Here is a 20417-nt window from a genome sequence, read left to right on the forward strand (position 1 = left end):
ACGAACGAAGTATGACGTAGCCAACGATTCAAGCACACTCAATGCTCATCAGTAGTCAATTATATTCTTGGTCATTTGCTGATTGATCGGTAGATATAGTCCCTATTCGCCTGAACTCTAGCTTTATGAAAGCATTCCAATTTCTCGCAGTTTTGTTAATGGTGAGTCTGTCATGTCAGACAAAACCAAAGCAGGAAACTAAAAAGACAGCCGCCAGCGATCAGCCAGACAGCGCGGCAATTCTGGCGAAACGAGCCGGTCCCGAAGCTCCCCGGTCAGCCGCTGATCGTCTGGTAAGAGCCCTCTACTTTGAACATAACGCTAAAGAAAATCCGTTTCAGGAAACGAAAGATCGGACGCTGATCGACCAGTTCTTTGCGAAACCCACTGCTGACCTTATCTGGAGCGATGCGCAAAAAGCACCAGTAAAAGTTGATCGGACAAAAATAAATCTCCTCTATAATGCTCCAAATACAGCCATTAAAAAAATGTGGGTCGAACCAGCCGCTGTAGGTGGGACGAGAGCCATTGTGTACGTAACATTTCAGAACAATGGAAAACCCCAGGAACTCAAAATTGATCTACAACAGCTAAATGGGCGGTGGCGCATCACAGAAATTTTTTATCCCGACAATAGACAGTTGACGAAACTACTTAGTAAATAAGGACTATCACTAGCGGCTGGCAAAAAGCATTAAGTAGGGCCGTAGATAGTAAATAGGTTCTGTATACCCCAAATGACCCGTACTCGTTCACTTTCAAAAGGAGCTATAGTAAATAGCGGTACAGTATTCAACAGCCCGTTTTCTCATTTTCTGTAAATTATTTTTTAATCATTTGTTGACAACACGATAAAAGCGTGTAATTTTGCAACTCCAAACCCGGAAGGGGGCGGGAAATGTTCTTTACCAGTGTTTTTTTGGGGAGTTTCCAGAGTGGCCAAATGGATCAGACTGTAAATCTGCTGGCGTACGCCTTCGGAGGTTCGAATCCTCCACTCCCCACAAAAAAGTTGTACGGTTCATGAATCTAGTAAATTGTACAACTCTTTTTGCGGAAGTAGCTCAATTGGTAGAGCGATAGCCTTCCAAGCTATAGGTTGCGGGTTCGAGACCCGTCTTCCGCTCTACAGTGAGCAGTTAACGACAATGACCACTCGTTTCTACGATGGGAATTTACTTGTTAACTGCTTGCCGTATAACTAGTAACTAACAAGCCGTTATAGCTCAGCGGTAGAGCACTTCCTTGGTAAGGAAGAGGTCCGGGGTTCAAGTCCCCGTAACGGCTCAGGACTTCTTCGCGAGGTCTTTTTGATGGAACCGCCCGTGCGGTTTCAAGCCAAAACAGTGTCAGACCATAATGGAGTGATACCGTCTGGCTTATTTTACGTTCAGCGAGTTCACTCAATAACAAAAACAGTTCATAATAGCGTTTTAAAAACATGGCAAAAGAGAATTTTGACCGCTCGAAACCGCACGTTAACATCGGTACGATTGGTCACGTTGACCACGGTAAAACGACGCTGACGGCTGCCATTACGAAAGTGCTGGCCGAAAAGGGTCTGGCCGCAATTCGGGACTTCTCCTCGATTGACAACGCTCCAGAAGAAAAAGAGCGTGGTATCACCATCAATACATCGCACGTTGAATATTCAACGGCAAACCGTCACTACGCACACGTTGACTGCCCAGGCCACGCTGACTATGTAAAAAACATGGTAACTGGTGCTGCTCAGATGGATGGTGCTATTCTGGTGGTAGCTGCAACGGACGGTCCAATGCCTCAGACTCGTGAGCACATTCTGCTTGCTCGTCAGGTTGGTGTACCTCAGCTTGTTGTGTTCATGAACAAAGTGGACATGGTTGACGATCCAGAGTTGCTCGAACTCGTAGAAATGGAAATCCGCGAACTGTTGAGCTTCTACAACTTTGACGGTGACAACATTCCTGTTATTCAAGGTTCAGCGCTTGGTGGTCTGAACGGCGATGCGAAATGGGTTGGCACAATCGAAGAGTTGATGCAGAGTGTGGATGATTTCATTCCTCTGCCTCCTCGTATGACGGAGCTTCCATTCCTTATGCCTGTAGAGGACGTATTCTCGATCACTGGTCGTGGTACAGTAGCTACGGGTCGTATCGAACGGGGTATCATCAATTCGGGTGAGCAAGTTGAGATCCTGGGTATGGGTGCTGAAAACCTGAAATCAGTTGTAACGGGTGTTGAAATGTTCCGGAAAATTCTGGACCGTGGTGAAGCCGGTGACAACGTAGGTCTTCTGCTCCGTGGTATTGAAAAAACCGATATCCGTCGTGGTATGGTTATTTGCAAACCGGGTTCAGTAACTCCTCACTTGAAATTCAAAGCTGAGGTTTACGTTTTGTCGAAAGAAGAAGGTGGTCGTCACACACCATTCTTTAACAAATACCGCCCTCAGTTCTACTTCCGTACCACGGACGTAACGGGCGAAATTACATTGCCAGCTAATGTTGAGATGGTAATGCCAGGTGATAACATCACGATTGAAGTAAGTTTGATCAACAAAATCGCTATGGAAAAAGGTCTCCGTTTCGCTATCCGCGAAGGTGGTCGTACCGTAGGGGCTGGTCAGGTAACAGAGATCCTCGATTAAGTAAGTAACTCAAAACAAGTGCATTTCTTTCTGGAGTGCACTTGTTTTTTGATATTTTTTCGTACTTTTGCAGTCCGAATTCACAGGCACAGAATTTCGGACTTTTTTATACGGGTGTAGTTCAAGGGTAGAATAGCGGTCTCCAAAACCGTTGATGGGAGTTCGAATCTCTCCACCCGTGCCAATCCCTTACATACAATGGATAAGTTTATCTCGTTTCTGAAAGCTTCATGGGAGGAGGTTCAGCATAACGTGACTTGGCCTAAATTCAGCGATCTGCAATCCAGTTCAACGCTGGTATTGGTAGCATCGTTGATTTTTGCGCTGTTGGTCGGGTTAATTGATTTAGTGTTTGAGAATGGACTGAACGCATTTTATCAGTCATTCTAACGTATGATTTGGGGTTGCTGATTTATGGTGACAGAAATCATACGTCAAAATCAACAATCATAAATCCTAACCAATATGAGCGGCATACAATGGTACGTCATCCGGGCGGTATCGGGACAGGAGAAAAAAATAAAATCCTACCTCGATAACGAAATTATCCGGCAAAAGTTGGATGAAATTATCCCGCAGGTGCTAATTCCTTCTGAGAAGGTATATGAAATGCGTAATGGTAAGAAGCGAGTTCGTGAGAAGTCGTTTTTTCCAGGATATATCATGATCTCGGCTGATTTGGGTAACAACCGCGCGCTCGACATGATCCTGAATATGCCCGGCGTTTTGGGTTTCTTAGGTAATGCTCAGGTTGGAACAACGACTAAAGTGCCCGTTCCTTTGCGACAGTCGGAAGTTAATCGCATGCTGGGTCGAATGGAGGAAGAAGCCCAGGAAGTTGCAGCACCGACAGTAGGCTATCTAAAGGGTGAAAATGTGAAAGTCGTTGATGGCCCATTTGGGGGTTTCATTGGCACAGTAGAAGAAGTATTCGACGACCGGAAGAAATTGAACGTCGTTGTGAAGATATTTGGCCGGAGTACTCCGGTAGAACTCAGTTACGCACAAGTAGAAAAAGAAAGCTAGTTCAACGCTGGTTTTCAATTGGTCAGAAAGCCTATGCTTCCCTCAGAGGACGACTGATCAAAACAGCTTGGTGAATGGTGAATGGTTCTGATTTTATGAATGTGACTAATACATCAGATATCAAACCTCATGAACCGCAAATTTTAATACGATGGCAAAAGAAGTAGGTGGCTATGTAAAGCTGCAAGTCAAAGGCGGGCAAGCTAACCCCTCACCTCCGATCGGTCCGGCGCTTGGTTCCAAAGGTTTAAATATCATGGAATTTTGCAAGCAGTTCAACGGCCGTACGCAGGATAAAGTGGGAACGGTATTGCCGGTTTTGATTACGTACTATAAGGACAAGTCCTTTGATTTCGTCATTAAAACCCCGCCAGCACCAATTCTGCTGATGGAAGCAGCTAAACTGAAAGGTGGCTCTGCTCAACCAAACCGCAACAAAGTTGGCTCCGTGTCGTGGGACCAAATTCGGACAATCGCTGAAACGAAAATGCCCGATTTGAATGCCTTCACGATTGAGTCAGCAATGAAGCAAGTGGCTGGTACAGCCCGCAGCATGGGAATTACGGTGACTGGTGCAGCGCCATTCGAGAACTAATAGACTTGCCCAGGCAAACACAGAAATGGCTAAGTTAACGAAAAAACAAAAGGAAGCTCAGTCGAAATACGACGCTGCTAAAGAATATTCACTGGAACAAGCCGCTGATATTCTGAAGCAGATTTCGTACACGAAGTTTGATGCTTCTGTGGATATTGATGTTCGGTTAGGCGTTGATCCACGTAAAGCTGACCAGATGGTTCGTGGCGTTGCTACTTTACCTCATGGTACAGGTAAAACGATCCGCGTTTTGGTGCTTTGCACCCCGGACAAGGAGAACGAAGCGAAAGAAGCAGGTGCTGACTATGTAGGTCTGGATGACTACATTCAGAAGATTGAACAAGGCTGGACGGACGTTGACGTGATTATCACGATGCCGAGCGTTATGGCTAAAGTTGGTCGTCTGGGTAAAGTTCTGGGTCCACGCGGTCTGATGCCAAACCCGAAATCGGGTACGGTAACACCCGATGTAGCTAAAGCTGTTCGCGAGGTGAAAGCTGGTAAAATCGACTTTAAAGTTGACAAGACCGGTATCATTCACACCAGTATTGGTAAAGTGTCGTTTTCGCCCGAGAAATTGGCTGAAAACGCGCAGGAAGTTATTGCAACACTTATGCGCTTGAAGCCTTCATCAGCCAAAGGTACGTATGTGAAAACAATCTACCTGTCGAGCACAATGAGTCCGGGAGTTAGTATTGATAAAGGCACAGTAGCCGGAATTTAAGCCATGAAGCGCGAGGAAAAAGGAGTAATTATCGAGGAATTAACTGAAAAGTTTCAGAGCGTTCCCTTCTTCTACATCACGGAAGCCAATGGCATGACGGTTGCTGAAACCAACAATCTCCGTCGGATGTGTTTTGATCGGGGTATCGAGTACAAAGTGGTGAAGAATTCATTCATCAAAAAAGCACTCGAAACACTGGATACGGATTATACGCCGTTCAACGAAGCGGTGCTACATGGTCAATCGGCGGTGATGTTTCACCCTGAAAATGGCAAGGCACCGGCGCAGCTTATCAAAGAGTTTCGTAAAACAAACGACAAGCTGCAACTGAAAGCGGCTTCTATTGATAGTAGCCTGTTTATTGGTGCTGATCAACTTGATACGCTCATCGCATTGAAGAGCAAGCAAGAGCTGATTGGCGAAATCATCGGTCTGTTGCAATCGCCTGCTAAAAACGTCATCTCGGCGTTGCAAGGTGGTGGAAACAAGCTGGCCGGTATCCTCAAAACGCTGTCGGAGCGCGAGGAAGCAGCTTAGCTGTAAGGCGGACAAATGTTCGCACTCTTCCGAAAAATCAGATATGGACAGGATGTCCGTATTACTTACATATCGTATCACAACCAAATTAAGAAAATACTACAATGGCAGATTTGAAAGCGTTCGCTGAGCAGCTTGTAAGCCTGACGGTTAAAGAAGTTAACGAACTGGCTACTATCCTTAAGGATGAATACGGAATTGAGCCGGCTGCTGCCGCTCCCGTAATGGTAGCTGGTGGTGCTGCAGGTGGCGGTGATGCTGCTCCAGCTGCTGCAGAAAAAACGTCTTTTGACGTTGTTCTGAAGTCAGCCGGTGCTGCTAAACTGGCTGTTGTTAAACTGGTTAAAGATCTGACAGGTTTGGGCCTGAAAGAAGCAAAAGAACTAGTTGACACCGCGCCAAAACCAGTGAAAGAAGGCGTTAGCAAAGACGAAGCTGAAGCACTGCGTAAGCAACTTGAAGAAGCTGGTGCTGAAGTAGAAGTGAAATAAGCATCCACTTATTGGTATATGCTCCAGGCAGGAGAGGCCAGACCAACGTCTGGTCTTTTCCTGTTTGGAGACTTTTTTGTCTATGCCCTTGCAAAAGACAAACTTTTTTTTATTGCCTTATGTTGTCTATTCACGCCCCTTGGGTTGGGTGACGCCTGGGGTCTGAATAGCCGCCTAGTTCGAGTGCCGTAGCAAATCCTCGCAACGCACTCATAGAGAATCGGTTACGCAACTAAACGAAGCACAATCTTGGCTACAAACGCGAAAATCAGTACGCGCAAAAATTTTGCGACGATTCAGCCAGTGATTGGGTATCCAGATTTTTTGGATATTCAAGTAAAATCCTTCAAAGATTTTTTCCAGCTTGACACGCCTTCCAACCAGCGTTCGGAAGAAGGTCTGTTCAAAGTTTTTCAGGAAAACTTCCCAATTTCGGACTCCCGTGAGAATTTCAGACTGGAGTTCATTGATTATTCTGTCGATCCACCGAAGTACTCTGTTGATGAGTCAATTGACCGGGGATTGACGTATTCTGTTCCTCTGAAAGCTAAATTGCGTTTGTCGAACAATGATCCTGACAATGAGGACTTTGAAACGATCGAGCAAGAGGTATTTCTGGGTAACATTCCGTACATGACCGAGAAAGGCTCGTTTGTTATCAACGGAGCTGAACGGGTGATTGTTTCACAGTTGCATCGTTCGCCGGGAGTGTTCTTCTCTATGAGTAAGCACACAAACGGTACTAAACTTTATTCAGCTCGGATCATTCCGTTTAAAGGGTCGTGGATCGAATTCTCGACGGATGTTAACAATGTCATGTACGCGTACATCGACCGGAAGAAGAAATTCCCGGTTACGACGCTTTTACGTGCCATTGGTTTTGGTTCGGATAAAGATATTCTGGATTTGTTCGGATTGTCGGAAGAAGTTCCAGCTACGCCAGCAAACCTGAAAAAAGCGATCGGTCGTCGGTTAGCTGCTCGGGTACTGCGCACGTGGACGGAAGATTTTGTAGATGAAGATACGGGTGAAGTCGTATCGATCAGTCGGAATGAAGTATTGCTTGAGCGCGACTCGGCTATTTCGGCAGATGATATCGATGTGATCACGGATTCAGGCCAGAAGTCGGTCATCCTGCATAAGGAAGACATGAACATGGCTGATTACAATATCATCTATAACACGCTGCAAAAAGATAGCTCGAACTCTGAAAAAGAGGCCGTTGAGCAAATTTACCGGCAGCTTCGGAACGCCGATGCACCTGATGAACAAACCGCTCGGGAAATTATCCAGAGTTTGTTCTTCTCAGATAAGCGGTATGATCTTGGTGATGTAGGTCGGTACCGGATAAATAAAAAACTCGGTCTGGATATTTCGTCAGACATGAAGGTTTTAACGACAGAAGATATCGTCTCTATCGTAAAATACCTGATTGGCCTGATCAACTCGAAAGCCGTAGTCGATGACATTGACCACCTGAGTAACCGGCGCGTCCGGACGGTAGGTGAGCAATTATATGCTCAGTTCGGTGTTGGTCTGGCACGGATGGCACGGACTATTAAAGAACGGATGAACGTTCGGGACAACGAGGATTTCAAACCCGTTGATCTGATCAATGCCCGTACATTGTCGTCGGTGATCAATTCGTTCTTTGGGACGAACCAGCTGTCACAATTTATGGACCAGACAAACCCTTTGGCTGAAGTGACGCACAAACGTCGTATGTCAGCGCTGGGGCCAGGTGGTCTATCCCGCGAACGGGCGGGCTTCGAGGTTCGTGACGTACACTATACGCACTATGGTCGACTATGTACGATCGAAACACCAGAGGGTCCAAACATTGGTCTGATTTCATCACTTTGCGTCTATGCTAAAATCAATAGCATGGGCTTCATCGAAACGCCGTACCGCATCATTGAAAACGGTAAAGTGTCGATGGATAAGCCAGTGATGTATCTGACGGCCGAAGAAGAAGATACGCACTATATCGCACAGGCAAACGCTGGTATCGACGATAAGGGTAACTTTAACGTGGATCGGTTGAAGGCTCGTTTTGAAGGCGACTTTCCAATTGCTGAACCCGCGAACGTGACGTTCATGGATATTGCGCCAAACCAGATCGTATCGGTGGCTGCGTCGATGATTCCGTTCCTTGAGCACGATGATGCTAACCGCGCCCTGATGGGATCGAACATGCAACGTCAGGCTGTGCCACTGCTCCGTCCTGAAGCGCCAATCGTGGGTACAGGTTTGGAAGGTCGTGTCGCTGTCGATTCCCGGACACTGGTTATCGCCGAAGCGGATGGTGTTATTGAGTTTGTCGATTCAACGAAAATTGTTGTTCGCTATGAACTTGATGATGATCAGTTGGCCGTAACGTTTGACGAAGACCGGAAATCATACAAACTGATCAAGTTCCGTCGTACCAACCAGGATACATGCATCAACCTGAAACCAACTGTACTGAAAGGTCAGAAAGTGAAGAAGGGTGATGTCCTGTGCGAGGGATATGCGACGCAGGCCGGTGAGTTGGCCCTTGGCCGGAATATGAAAGTTGCTTTCATGCCTTGGCAGGGGTATAACTTCGAGGATGCTATCGTAATTTCGGAGCGCGTTGTGCGTGAAGATATTTTCACATCGATCCACATCGAAGAGTTTGAACTGGAAGTACGTGATACGAAACGGGGTGAAGAGGAACTTACTTCTGAAATCCCGAACGTGAGCGAAGAGACGGTTCGGAATCTGGATGAGAATGGTATCGTTCGTGTGGGCACGGAAGTGAAGGAAGGCGATATTCTGATTGGTAAGATTACGCCGAAAGGAGAAAGTGATCCAACACCAGAAGAAAAACTGCTGCGTGCCATCTTCGGAGATAAGGCTGGTGATGTGAAGGATGCTTCCAAAAAAGCGCCACCGTCCCTGAAAGGCGTTGTTATCGACACCAAACTATTTGCTCGTCCGGCCAAAGAAGATCGGGGCAAGCATAAGGATGAGGTAAAAGCGTTGATGAAGAAATACGGCCGTGAATTGAACGACTTCCGTTTCCGGATGATCGAGAAAATGGTCGCATTACTTGACGGCAAAACCAGCTTGGGCGTTAAGCATAAATTCGGTGATGAAATTGTTAGCAAAGGAGTGAAGTTTAACCGGAAGAATATTACGGATAACTTGTTCCCTGACAAAAACTCATACCGAGATGAAAGTGGTTACGCCGTACCAGAAGAAGCGAACATTCTGATTGACCTTAACCTGGATGGTTGGACTGAAGACGATAAGCTGAACCAAATGATTGTTCATCTGGTGAAGAATTACAACAATCGTCGGAGCGAGATCACGGGCAAATTCAAGCGCGAACGGTTTACACTCGAAGTTGGCGATGAACTGCCTGCGGGTATCGTGAAACTGGCTAAAGTTTATATCGCTAAGAAGCGTAAGCTGAAAGTGGGTGATAAAATGGCTGGTCGTCACGGTAATAAAGGGGTTGTTGCCCGGATTGTTCGCGATGAAGACATGCCGTTCCTTGAAGATGGAACAAAGGTCGACATCGTTTTGAACCCGCTTGGCGTACCATCCCGGATGAACCTGGGTCAGATCTATGAAACGGTCTTAGCGTGGGCTGGTCAGAAACTGGATCGTAAATACGCGACGCCAATTTTCGACGGAGCTACCGAGCAGCAGGTTGCTGATGAGCTGGATTTAGCTGGATTACCATCGTTTGGTCGGACGTATCTATACAACGGCCTGACGGGTGAGCGTTTTGATCAGCCGGTAACGGTTGGTATCATTTACATGCTCAAACTTGGCCACTTAGTTGACGATAAGATGCACGCGCGTTCTATCGGACCTTACTCGCTCATTACACAGCAGCCGCTGGGTGGTAAAGCACAGTTCGGTGGTCAGCGTTTCGGTGAGATGGAAGTGTGGGCGTTGGAGGCTTTCGGAGCATCCCACATCCTACAAGAAATCCTGACCGTTAAATCAGATGACGTGGTCGGTCGTGCGAAGGCATATGAGGCTATCGTGAAAGGTGAAAACCTGCCGAAACCGAATATTCCAGAGTCGTTCAACGTACTTGTACACGAGTTGCGTGGTCTGGCGCTTGAAATTACATTAGAGTAGTAATAGGAGCGGGAAATTAGGAGTGAGGAGCAGAAATATTAAACGCAAGTTTTATTCTCGTTCCTTACTTTTAACTTCCAACTCCTCTTTTAAACCTATAATCTCCAACCAATGTCGTTCAAAAAGAACAAGAAACTCAATAGCGACTTTGCCAGCGTGACGATCAGTCTGGCGTCGCCGGAGTCTATTTTGGAGAGTTCCTACGGCGAGGTGACACAGCCGGAGACGATCAACTACCGGACCTACAAACCCGAAATGGGAGGCTTGTTCTGCGAGCGCATTTTCGGGCCAGTAAAGGACTGGGAATGTCACTGCGGTAAATACAAGCGGATTCGCTACAAAGGCATTATCTGCGACCGTTGTGGTGTTGAAGTGACTGAGAAAAAGGTTCGCCGGGAGCGTATGGGCCACATCGAATTGGTGGTGCCTGTTGCGCATATCTGGTATTTCCGCAGCTTACCCAACAAAATTGGTTATCTGCTCGGTCTTTCGACCAAAAAACTTGACCAGGTTATCTACTACGAACGTTACGTAGTCGTTCAGCCCGGTGTGAAAGCCGAAGATGGGATTAACCAACTCGATTTCCTAACGGAAGACGAGTATCTTGATATTATTGACAAGCTGCCGAGCACCAATCAGCATTTAGACGACAAGGACCCGAACAAATTCATCGCCAAGATGGGGGCTGAAGCGTTGGAAATGCTATTGTCGCGCGTTGATCTCGACGAACTGTCGTACTCACTGCGTCACTCGGCAGCTACCGACACATCGCAACAGCGTAAAGCTGAAGCCTTGAAGCGGTTGAAAGTTGTCGAAGCATTCCGGGAAGCGAATGGCCGTATCGAAAATCGTCCCGAATGGATGATTATCAAAATGGTACCGGTAATTCCACCCGAATTACGTCCGCTTGTCCCATTGGACGGTGGTCGTTTTGCTACCTCCGACCTGAATGACCTGTATCGTCGGGTTATCATTCGGAACAACCGCTTGAAGCGTCTGATCGAAATCAAAGCCCCCGAAGTAATTCTCCGTAACGAAAAACGGATGTTGCAGGAAGCTGTCGATTCGCTGTTTGACAACTCGCGGAAAGTAAACGCCGTTCGTTCGGAAGGTAACCGTGCCCTGAAATCGCTGTCTGACATGCTAAAGGGTAAACAAGGTCGTTTCCGTCAGAACCTGTTGGGTAAGCGTGTCGACTATTCTGGTCGTTCGGTTATCGTGGTTGGTCCTGAACTGAAATTACACGAGTGCGGTCTGCCGAAAGACATGGCGGCTGAATTGTTCAAGCCGTTCGTTATCCGGAAGCTCATCGAGCGCGGTATCGTGAAGACAGTTAAATCGGCGAAAAAGATCGTTGACCGGAAAGATCCTGTTATCTGGGATATCCTGGAAAACGTACTGAAGGGTCACCCTGTATTGCTCAACCGGGCTCCAACATTGCACCGGTTAGGTATTCAGGCGTTCCAGCCGAAACTGATCGAAGGAAAAGCGATTCAATTACACCCACTTGTCTGTACAGCCTTCAATGCTGACTTTGATGGTGACCAGATGGCCGTCCACGTGCCGCTGGGCCAGGAAGCTATACTTGAAGCGTCTTTATTGATGCTGGCGTCGCACAATATCCTAAACCCTGCCAACGGTGCACCGATCACGGTACCATCGCAGGACATGGTGTTAGGCTTGTATTATGTGACCAAAGGCCGTAAGAACACGCCAGAGTATCCGATTTCGGGTGAGGGTATGACCTTCTACGGGGCTGAGGAAGTAATCATTGCGATCAACGAAGGAAAAGTTTCTAAACACGCCAACATCAAGTGCCGGGTAAGAGTCCGGGATGAGAGTGGTGAAATGGTGTTCAAAGTAATCGATACCGTTGCCGGCCGATTACTGTTTAACCAGGCTGTTCCAGAAGAGGTAGGATATATCAATGAACTGCTGACGAAGAAAAAGCTGCAACAGATCATTGCGCTTATCTTCAAAATTTCGGGCGGTGCACGGACAGCTCAATTCCTTGACGAGATCAAAGAACTTGGCTTCCAGATGGCGTTCCGGGGCGGTCTGTCAATCGGTTTGAGTGATGTCATGATTCCTGAAGCAAAACAGGGACTCGTTGACGAAGCAAAAGCTGAAGTACAGAGCGTTTGGGATAACTACCTCATGGGTCTGATCACGGAGAACGAACGCTACAACCAGGTTATTGATATCTGGACACGCGTAAACTCCCGTCTGACCGAGACGTTGATGAAACAGCTCGAAGCAGATCAGGGTGGGTTCAACTCAATCTATATGATGATGCACTCGGGAGCCCGTGGTTCGCGTGAGCAGATTCGTCAGCTGGGTGGTATGCGGGGTCTGATGGCCAAGCCGCAGAAAAACTTACAGGGTTCAGTTGGTGAGATTATTGAAAACCCGATTCTGTCAAACTTCAAAGAAGGTCTTGACGTGTTGGAGTACTTTATCTCGACTCACGGTGCCCGGAAAGGTCTTGCCGATACAGCGCTGAAAACAGCTGATGCTGGTTACCTGACCCGTCGTTTACATGACGTGGCGCAGGACGTTATCATCAGTGAAGACGATTGCGGTACACTGCGTGGTCTGCAAGTTTCAGCATTGAAAGATAATGAAGACATCGTTGAGCCACTGTCCGAGCGTATTCTTGGTCGTACTACGGTTCACGATATTTACGATCCGCTTTCCAAGGAACTGATCGTTGGTTCCGGCGAGTTGGTTACTGAAGAAGTGGCTGCTCGTATTGACGAAACCAGCATTGAAACGGTAGAGATCCGCTCGGTACTGACTTGCGAATCGCGTCAGGGTGTTTGTGCGAAGTGCTACGGTCGTAACCTGGCCTCTGGCCGTATGGTTGACATCGGTGAAGCTGTAGGCGTAATTGCCTCGCAGTCGATCGGTGAGCCTGGTACTCAGTTAACCCTGCGTACGTTCCACGTTGGTGGTACAGCATCAAACATTGCCGTTGATGCTTCGATCAAAGCTAAGTTCGACGGTCTGATCGAATTTGAGGAAATGCGTACGGTTCAGTCAGAAGATGCCGAAGGTAATCCGCAAACGGTCGTTATGGGTCGTTCGGGTGAAATTCGGATCGTTAATCCGAATGATCGCAACGTGGTTCTGATCAGCAATAACGTTCCTTATGGTGCGTTCCTGCGGGTTAAGGATGGCGATATGGTGAAAAAAGGTGACGATATATGCGCATGGGATCCTTATAACGCTGTTATCCTTTCTGAACTGACTGGTACACTAGTGTTTGACGCGATTGAAGATGGAATCACCTATCGCGAAGAATTCGATGAGCAGACCGGTTTCCAGGAGAAGGTAATTATCGAAAGCCGCGACAAAGCTAAAAACCCGGCCATCGTTGTAAGTGGTACCAGTTCGCTGTTATTACACCTCGACGAAACGGGCAACGGCCAACTGCAAAAAGGGTACAACCTGCCGGTTGGATCGCGTCTTGTTGTGAAAACAGGGCAATCGATCAAAGCTGGTCAGCCGCTGGCGAAGATCCCACGTAACGTAGGTAAAACCCGCGATATTACGGGTGGTCTGCCCCGAGTAACGGAATTATTCGAAGCACGGAACCCATCGAATCCGGCGGTTGTAAGCGAAATTGATGGTGTCGTGACCTACGGTACGATCAAACGCGGTAACCGTGAGATCTTTATCGAGTCGAAAGACGGTACGAAGAAGAAGTATCTTGTACCGCTGTCGAAATTTATCCTTGTTCAGGATAATGACTTCGTACGGGCAGGGGCTCCTTTATCGGACGGCGCCATTACGCCGAGCGACATTCTGGCTATCAAAGGCCCGACGGCTGTTCAGGAGTATCTGGTAAATGAAATTCAGGAAGTTTACCGTCTGCAAGGGGTAAAAATCAACGATAAGCATATTGAAGCCATCGTGCGTCAGATGATGCAGAAAGTTGAGATTATCGACTCGGGTGATACGAACTTCCTCGAAGGACAGGTCGTTGATAAGTGGGCTTTCCGCGAAGAAAACGACAAAGTTCTCGATGCGAAAGTTGTGATGGATGCGGGTGATTCGGCCAACTTCAAACCTGGCCAGATTGTAACAAGCCGTCAGCTTCGCGATGAAAACTCGAGTTTGAAACGTCGTGATATGACGCTGGTAACTGTCCGTGACGCAATGGCCGCCGTTTCGCAGCCAACGCTGATGGGTATTACGCAATCGTCATTGGGTACGGATAGCTTCATCTCGGCTGCTTCTTTCCAGGAAACGACGAAAGTATTGAGCGAAGCCTCGATCCGTGGTAAACGCGATATGCTCGATGGTCTGAAAGAAAACGTTATCGTCGGTCACTTGATTCCTGCCGGAACAGGTCTCCGTCGCTACCAGAATGCGATTGTTGGTTCGAAAGAAGAACTAGAATCGCTGACAGAATCACGCGAACAATTCGCCCGCACCAAAAAACGGGCGACAGTGTAAGCGTCGAACTACATCGGTAAAAAAAGTACCCCAACTGCTTCCAGTTGGGGTACTTTTTTTATGCTAACTAGCCAAACAAATAAGGAGAAATACGGATTATCAAGCTACAAGCATCACTTAAATTAAACTATGCAACTTAACGCTGGATGCGAACTTTCGTTCGAAGCGCAGGAACTCACTCCATTGATACTAATGCTACGCCCTCGCTCAGGAGCGGGTCAATGGATAATCCGTGAAGAGTATCAAATTACACCAATCGTTAATGTTACGGAGTTCACCGACATGTATGGTAATCTATGCCAGCGGGTTGTTGCTCCAGAAGGTCCTTTTTCAATTTATTTCTCAGCGACGGTTCAAACGGCTGATGAAATAGATGTATCACCTGGCGCTCCTTACACACCAGTTGAAGAACTACCGGACGACGTATTGCATTATACGTTACCAAGTCGCTACTGTCAGTCCGATCAATTAGGTAAGTTGGCTGTAGAAATTACGAAAAACAGCGCGCCGGGCTATGACCAGGCTGAGGCAATTCGCCGGTGGATCCACGAAAATGTAGTGTATCAATACGGGACCAGTGATGCCAGTACGTCGGCTGTAGACACGGCTGATAAGCGTATAGGCGTTTGTCGGGATTTTACGCACTTGGGTATTACGCTATGCCGGGCGCTGAATATTCCTGCACGAATGGTTGTTGGCTATCTTTATGAGCTTGATCCTATGGACTTACACGCCTGGTTCGAAGCGTATGTCGATGGACGCTGGTTTACGTTTGACGCTACCCAAAATCAACCACGGGGCAATCGGATCACAGTAGCTTATGGACGTGATGCGGCTGATGTTGCGTTTACAACTCAATTTGGAGCCATGACGCTAAATAACATGAAAGTTTGGGTTGATGCCGTTGACATAGACAATGAGGAAAAAAAAGTGGATAAAGATGCAACTCTTTCTGCCTCAGTTGGGTCTACTAGTCAAACGGGTACAAGTCAATGAATAAAAATCTTCTCTTTTGTGCTCTACTTTTTTCCATGACTGCTTGTCAGCAAAATGATGAAATTCAGCCGAATTCATCGTCACTGGCAGGTGAGGTTGTTGGAAGCTACCAGACTAACCTATATATAGATCCGTCCTACGCAGCTACGCCAACGGATAAAATGCCATCAGCTGAACTCAAAGCTGAATCAGACAGTACGGTAACACTGATCTATACAAGGCTGTATCCGGCCAGGGAGGTGAAGCAGCTAGCGCACGTAGGTTTGATTCGTCAGGCCGAAGCCGTTCAGCTACGAATAGCCGACTCGAGCATCGGATCGTTCCAGACAGATCGCGTGTTCACCAATAATGGCATGGAGAAGCAGGGTAAGGTCTTACGCATAGCTTTACAACAAGGCGAACAGGATTTAATCTATTTCACTGGGCACAGGAAATGAAAAAAGCGCGACACCGTTGGGTGCCGCGCTTTTTTACTTAGAATGACTGGTGTTATCGAACTGCGAACTCACCGGCACCAATCCGGAATCCTTCTGCATACAGTTCAATGGTGTATTTGCCCGGTTTATAAGGAATGCCCCGAGTATACAGTAATTCAACATTTTGGCCATTACTGGTGTAATTGACCGTTTGTTTGGTTGTATAGATGGTCTCATTTCCATCTACGGTGAACGTACCAGATCCGTTGGCCATATCAGACACAACCGCTCCAGTCGGATCAAGAACACGGACAAATACTTCTTTTGGCTCTTCTCGTGTGAGCGGATTATCCAGCAACGTATAGACCAGCTTGATTTTGTCAAGGCGCTTTGCTTTGTAGGAGTCATCCTCCTTCACTTTGCCTTTGTTGTTCACCGCAAAAACTTTAACGTTTTGCGCTTTCAGAGCAGCGGCCCGCGTGACTTTGGTGCTTAAATCCTGATTCTGTGCAACCACTGTAGTAACGGAATCAGTCAGCCGTTGTTTCTCCGTTTTGAGGCCAGTATTTTCTTCGTCCAATACTTTGACATTGGTGGCCAGTGTCACGTTCTCACGCTGAAGATTAGCAATGAGAGTATCCTTCTCCACTAGGAACGCTTCGTATTGCTTGATCTTGGCATCGTATTTAGACATAGAAATTCTGTTGCCCCGACGAAGCGATGCTTTATCTTCCTCCAGCTGAGCCTTGACCTTCTCTAATTCAGTAACGTCGCCACCTAATTTTTGTACCTCAGCAATTTTGGCATCAAGTGCCGTTGAGATCGAGTCTAGCTTAACGCGAGTGGTTGAGAGCTCCTCAACGCGCTCAGAAATGGTAACTTCCTGGTTATCAGATACCTTCTTCTGGTCGAAGTATAGATAACTAGATACACCAGCCAAACCTGTCATTATGATCAAAGCTGCTAGCAGACCACCATTCGTCTTTGACTTTGGGGGGTTATTCTCCATAATAGTTTTCAGTTTAACGGTTTAACATGCACAGACTCAAAAAAGCCGCTTGCGCGGTTGTGTAGAGGTTGCTCCATCTAAGGTAGTTAGGCTAGGAATGTATACGAATAAGGCAAATAGTCAGATCTTGACGGCTAGACACACTGTCGGAACGACCCTCAATACTGGCATATTGTACAAAAGAACCGATTACTGTTCAAAAAAGTTTTCTACCGGTACCTAGAAGACAAAGGTAATGTACTGTGATTATCAATTTATTAAACCGAATAGTAAATAAATTTAGCGGACTTCTCTAGCGTTAGACACGACAAGATGTAAGCTGTGATGCGGAGTGGCAACAATAAAATGCCACGAGTAGTTATCAGCTAAAAAAAGCAATGCCTGAACTACCTGAAGTCGAAATTCGACGTCAATACTTAGAAGCATCTTCGCTTCACCAGTCGATTAGTACCATCGAAGTAGAGGACAAGAAGCTACTGACAACCGATTACAGCGTGCTGCAGAAAAAGCTGGAAGGATGTCAATTTATCGGCACGCAACGTGTGGGCAAGAACTTGTTTGTGCTCACAAATGATCCAGAAAAGATCGTTCACATGCATTTTGGCATGACCGGTGATTTAGAATATTACCACAATTCAATTGATCGACCCCGTTTTGCGCGAATTGTGTTTGAATTCACAAATGGGTACAATCTTGGTTTTCTCTGCCCACGTAAGTTTGAGCGTGTCGGGCTGATCGATAATATTGACGCGTTCCTGCAACGAAAAAAAATTGGTAAAGATGGATTGGCTATTTCGCTGGACGAACTCGCTTCGAGCATCCGACGTAAAAAAGCGTTGATCAAACCAGTCTTGCTCGATCAGCATGTTGTGGCTGGATTGGGTAACTGGATTGTCGATGAGGTCTTGTTTCAGGCGTATGTTCATCCTGAGCAACGAGCCGACACGCTAACTGATCGTCAGCTAAAGCAAATTCATACGGCGATTTATCTGGTTTTAGAAACCGCTATCCGCTACGAAGCTACGTATCGCGATTTCCCGTCTAGCTTCCTCATCCACGTGCGTGAGTGGGATAACTCTCCTTATGATGACGTCGAAGCCCATAAATTTTGCCCGCGTTGCAAAACAAGGATCGAACGGTCAACCGTTGGTGGACGGACTACCTTCTTTTGTCCGAATGAGCAAAAACTTGCTTAAGCTTACGAAGAGAGACGAAGCTTATAAGTCTTTTATGTTGCCAAAGCCGATAACATCGCGGTAAACGGGGTTATCGCGGAGCTCGGTTGCGCGACCGATCTTATCAGCACCAAATTTTGTCTTTAACTCGTACAGCGTTTGTCGAAATTTGTCCTTGCGGGTGTTGTCGGTAAATAGACTCAAAGGGACAACTTCAGTTGGTATGAATCGAAAAACGGCGACACACATCGTTCGGAGGTGTTCGTTCAAAACAGGTTCGCAGTGGTGCGCTGCCCGAAAGGTATTGAGCCGCGCCAAAATAACCTGATAAAGCTCGATGCCATCCTGTTTGGGTTCTAAGAAGTGTACCTCATAGTTGAACGTCTTACCCGTATGGTATCGGCACGAAAAGGACATATCCTGGCAAAAAACGCCTTGTTTTACCATACGACGTTCAAGCGTCAGACAAAGTGACTGCAAGAGTTCATCCAGCCGTTCCGGGGTTGCTCGCTGTTCAGCCGATAGGGTGCGCAGCGCTGACATGCTCTTATTACTCTCATTCGTTGCCATGTCAACTTCGCCACCAAAGTTCAGACGGATGTGCCAATGCCAGCCAATTATACTTTTACAAACGGCTTTCAGGTGCTGGGGTGATGCGTACCGTAAGTCGATGGGCGTGTGTATCCCGCCCGCTTCCAGGCGGGCTGCCATACGTTGCCCGATACCAGGTAAATCAGTAAGGGATAATGTCTGTAAAATAGTGTCAATCGTATCAGGTGTGATGATGGTAAGACCATCTGGTTTTTGGATATCCGACGCTAGCTTAGCCAGGAAGGCGTTGGGAGCAATACCTATGGAACACAACAAATAATCGCCAACTTTCTCACGAATGGCCAGCTTGATCGTTCGGGCAACTTGTACCATATCCTTGTAAATCAGTTGATAATTCGTCAGATCAATGATCGCTTCGTCAATACTTTTTGGAACAACGTCGTCAGAAAATGAACGCAAAACGGTAATAATCCTGGCGTGGAATTCCCGATATCGATTTGGATGTGTTTCTATTGGCACTAACTCAGGGCACAGTGTAATCGCCTGATCCAGACGCATTCCCGTTTTCACACCTCGCTGCTTGGCTTCTATCGAAGGAGAGATTACGCAACCATGCCGACCCGTGTAGACGCATACGCCCACAGGACGTCCACGCAACCAGTAATTCTCCTGTTGTTCGCAGGAAGCAAAAAAGCTGTTCATGTCCACAAACAGCACCGTAGGCTGGATATGCTGGGCAAGTCGGTTGCGATTCATTAATTTTAATAGAATAAAGTGGCTACTAGGCTGTTCATTTATTTGTATTTGTAGTATGTTTGCTGTAATACAAGCGCAATATATTTTACTTGTATTATATCTGCTAACTATTGTACAACAATGGCAGAAAAATGTTTGGAAAAAATAAAGGACGTGGTGACTATACAAGATCGACTTAAGCAGGTTTTCGATGCCTTAGGTATCACTATATATCAGATAGCCAAGGAGTTAGGTGAAAACCCATCTAAATTTTATAATATTTTGAATGGTCGGGCAAAACCATCGTACGACACGATAATGAGTTTACTGGCTTGCTACCCGCAAATCAGCGCCGATTACCTGATTCGGGGAACATTGCCAGTACTGAATTCATTAGAGGCTAATGCAAAAGTGATGGTAACCGATGAGGATACGCTTGAAATACCGTTCGTGCCCGTCAGATTTTATGCCACGTTTGTCGAAAGCTACGCCGATGGCTACGGGTCTTCCGAAACTGAATTGTTCCGGGTGCGCAAGCCCGTCCTGAAAGGTCACAAACAGGCGGTCGTGCTGGAAATTTCGGGCAATAGTATGAGTCCGCAGCTGGCGCACGGGGCAAAAGTTCTAGCAGTACCCATCAATGAAAGCGATTGGGAATACCAATCGGGGGGTGTGTACGCAGTGATGTACCGTGATTATTTTGTTGTCAAGCGGATTCGCGATAACGAACTCATCACTCGCAAATACCTGACCTTACACTCCGATAATCCGAACGGCGGCAATGTAACGGTATCACTACAGGACATTCGGGGTATGTGGAAGATAGTGACAATTGTCGAAGCACCCGTGGAATAAACATTCACGGTACCAATCAAAAAAGTCTGTCTTGAGAGCAGACTTTTTTGATTGGTACCAGATAGTATACTACCCGATTGAACCGTCCTATTGCAGG

16 protein-coding genes and 4 tRNA genes are annotated in these 20417 nt (G+C 46.9%); 18 read left to right on the forward strand and 2 right to left on the reverse strand.

Annotated elements, in window-relative coordinates; all coding sequences use genetic code 11:
- Window positions 1-125: 125 nt before the first annotated feature.
- The 16 genes from GK091_RS00815 (at window position 126) to GK091_RS00890 (ending at window position 16015) form a co-directional block, all read left to right on the forward strand.
- Complete coding sequence (locus GK091_RS00815) at window positions 126-665, forward strand: hypothetical protein (RefSeq protein WP_164034753.1); 540 nt, start codon at window positions 126-128, stop codon at window positions 663-665.
- 256 nt (window positions 666-921) lie between these two features.
- Window positions 922-1004: transfer RNA gene (locus GK091_RS00820), tRNA-Tyr, on the forward strand.
- A gap of 49 nt (window positions 1005-1053) precedes the next feature.
- Window positions 1054-1126, forward strand: a tRNA-Gly gene (locus GK091_RS00825).
- 89 nt (window positions 1127-1215) lie between these two features.
- Window positions 1216-1287, forward strand: a tRNA-Thr gene (locus GK091_RS00830).
- Between the two features lie 154 nt (window positions 1288-1441).
- Window positions 1442-2629 carry an elongation factor Tu gene (gene tuf / locus GK091_RS00835; protein WP_164034754.1) on the forward strand — a complete coding sequence of 396 codons (1188 nt, stop codon included), beginning with the start codon at window positions 1442-1444 and terminating at the stop codon, window positions 2627-2629.
- A gap of 110 nt (window positions 2630-2739) precedes the next feature.
- Window positions 2740-2813: transfer RNA gene (locus GK091_RS00840), tRNA-Trp, on the forward strand.
- A gap of 14 nt (window positions 2814-2827) precedes the next feature.
- Window positions 2828-3019 (forward strand): preprotein translocase subunit SecE, encoded by a 192-nt coding sequence (gene secE / locus GK091_RS00845; protein ID WP_012928967.1) that lies wholly within the window; start codon window positions 2828-2830, stop codon window positions 3017-3019.
- A gap of 75 nt (window positions 3020-3094) precedes the next feature.
- The gene (gene nusG, locus GK091_RS00850; RefSeq protein ID WP_164034755.1) at window positions 3095-3655 is read left to right on the forward strand and encodes a transcription termination/antitermination protein NusG; all 561 of its coding nucleotides are present in this window, start codon (window positions 3095-3097) and stop codon (window positions 3653-3655) included.
- Between the two features lie 151 nt (window positions 3656-3806).
- Window positions 3807-4250 carry a 50S ribosomal protein L11 gene (gene rplK / locus GK091_RS00855; protein WP_164034756.1) on the forward strand — a complete coding sequence of 148 codons (444 nt, stop codon included), beginning with the start codon at window positions 3807-3809 and terminating at the stop codon, window positions 4248-4250.
- 25 nt (window positions 4251-4275) lie between these two features.
- Complete coding sequence (gene rplA / locus GK091_RS00860) at window positions 4276-4974, forward strand: 50S ribosomal protein L1 (RefSeq protein WP_164034757.1); 699 nt, start codon at window positions 4276-4278, stop codon at window positions 4972-4974.
- A gap of 3 nt (window positions 4975-4977) precedes the next feature.
- On the forward strand, window positions 4978-5511 hold the full coding sequence (gene rplJ / locus GK091_RS00865) for a 50S ribosomal protein L10 (RefSeq protein ID WP_164034758.1): 534 nt from the start codon (window positions 4978-4980) through the stop codon (window positions 5509-5511).
- A 104-nt stretch (window positions 5512-5615) separates the two neighbouring features.
- Complete coding sequence (gene rplL / locus GK091_RS00870; protein ID WP_164034759.1) at window positions 5616-6002, forward strand: 50S ribosomal protein L7/L12; 387 nt, start codon at window positions 5616-5618, stop codon at window positions 6000-6002.
- Between the two features lie 249 nt (window positions 6003-6251).
- The gene (gene rpoB, locus GK091_RS00875; RefSeq protein ID WP_164034760.1) at window positions 6252-10121 is read left to right on the forward strand and encodes a DNA-directed RNA polymerase subunit beta; all 3870 of its coding nucleotides are present in this window, start codon (window positions 6252-6254) and stop codon (window positions 10119-10121) included.
- A 111-nt stretch (window positions 10122-10232) separates the two neighbouring features.
- Window positions 10233-14582 carry a DNA-directed RNA polymerase subunit beta' gene (gene rpoC / locus GK091_RS00880; RefSeq protein ID WP_164034761.1) on the forward strand — a complete coding sequence of 1450 codons (4350 nt, stop codon included), beginning with the start codon at window positions 10233-10235 and terminating at the stop codon, window positions 14580-14582.
- 129 nt (window positions 14583-14711) lie between these two features.
- The gene (locus tag GK091_RS00885; RefSeq protein WP_164034762.1) at window positions 14712-15578 is read left to right on the forward strand and encodes a transglutaminase domain-containing protein; all 867 of its coding nucleotides are present in this window, start codon (window positions 14712-14714) and stop codon (window positions 15576-15578) included.
- Window positions 15575-16015: a hypothetical protein gene (locus GK091_RS00890; RefSeq protein ID WP_164034763.1), complete on the forward strand. Its 441-nt coding sequence runs from the start codon at window positions 15575-15577 to the stop codon at window positions 16013-16015. The genes GK091_RS00885 and GK091_RS00890 overlap by 4 nt, the downstream gene beginning before the upstream one ends.
- A gap of 52 nt (window positions 16016-16067) precedes the next feature.
- On the opposite strand, the gene GK091_RS00895 is transcribed toward GK091_RS00890, so the two are convergent.
- The gene (locus GK091_RS00895) at window positions 16068-17003 is read right to left on the reverse strand and encodes a hypothetical protein (RefSeq protein WP_164034764.1); all 936 of its coding nucleotides are present in this window, start codon (window positions 17001-17003) and stop codon (window positions 16068-16070) included.
- A 377-nt stretch (window positions 17004-17380) separates the two neighbouring features.
- Between GK091_RS00895 and GK091_RS00900 the strand changes: the two genes are divergently transcribed.
- The gene (locus GK091_RS00900; protein ID WP_164034765.1) at window positions 17381-18199 is read left to right on the forward strand and encodes an Fpg/Nei family DNA glycosylase; all 819 of its coding nucleotides are present in this window, start codon (window positions 17381-17383) and stop codon (window positions 18197-18199) included.
- A 21-nt stretch (window positions 18200-18220) separates the two neighbouring features.
- On the opposite strand, the gene GK091_RS00905 is transcribed toward GK091_RS00900, so the two are convergent.
- Entirely contained in the window at window positions 18221-19486 is a 1266-nt protein-coding gene (locus GK091_RS00905; protein WP_164034766.1) for a DNA polymerase Y family protein, read from the reverse strand.
- Window positions 19487-19783: 297 nt separating this feature from the next.
- Between GK091_RS00905 and GK091_RS00910 the strand changes: the two genes are divergently transcribed.
- Entirely contained in the window at window positions 19784-20320 is a 537-nt protein-coding gene (locus GK091_RS00910; protein ID WP_246202108.1) for a S24 family peptidase, read from the forward strand.
- The last annotated feature ends 97 nt before the right edge of the window (window positions 20321-20417 follow it).

The organism is Spirosoma agri (assembly GCF_010747415.1).
Classification (GTDB): Bacteria; Bacteroidota; Bacteroidia; order Cytophagales; family Spirosomataceae; genus Spirosoma; species Spirosoma agri.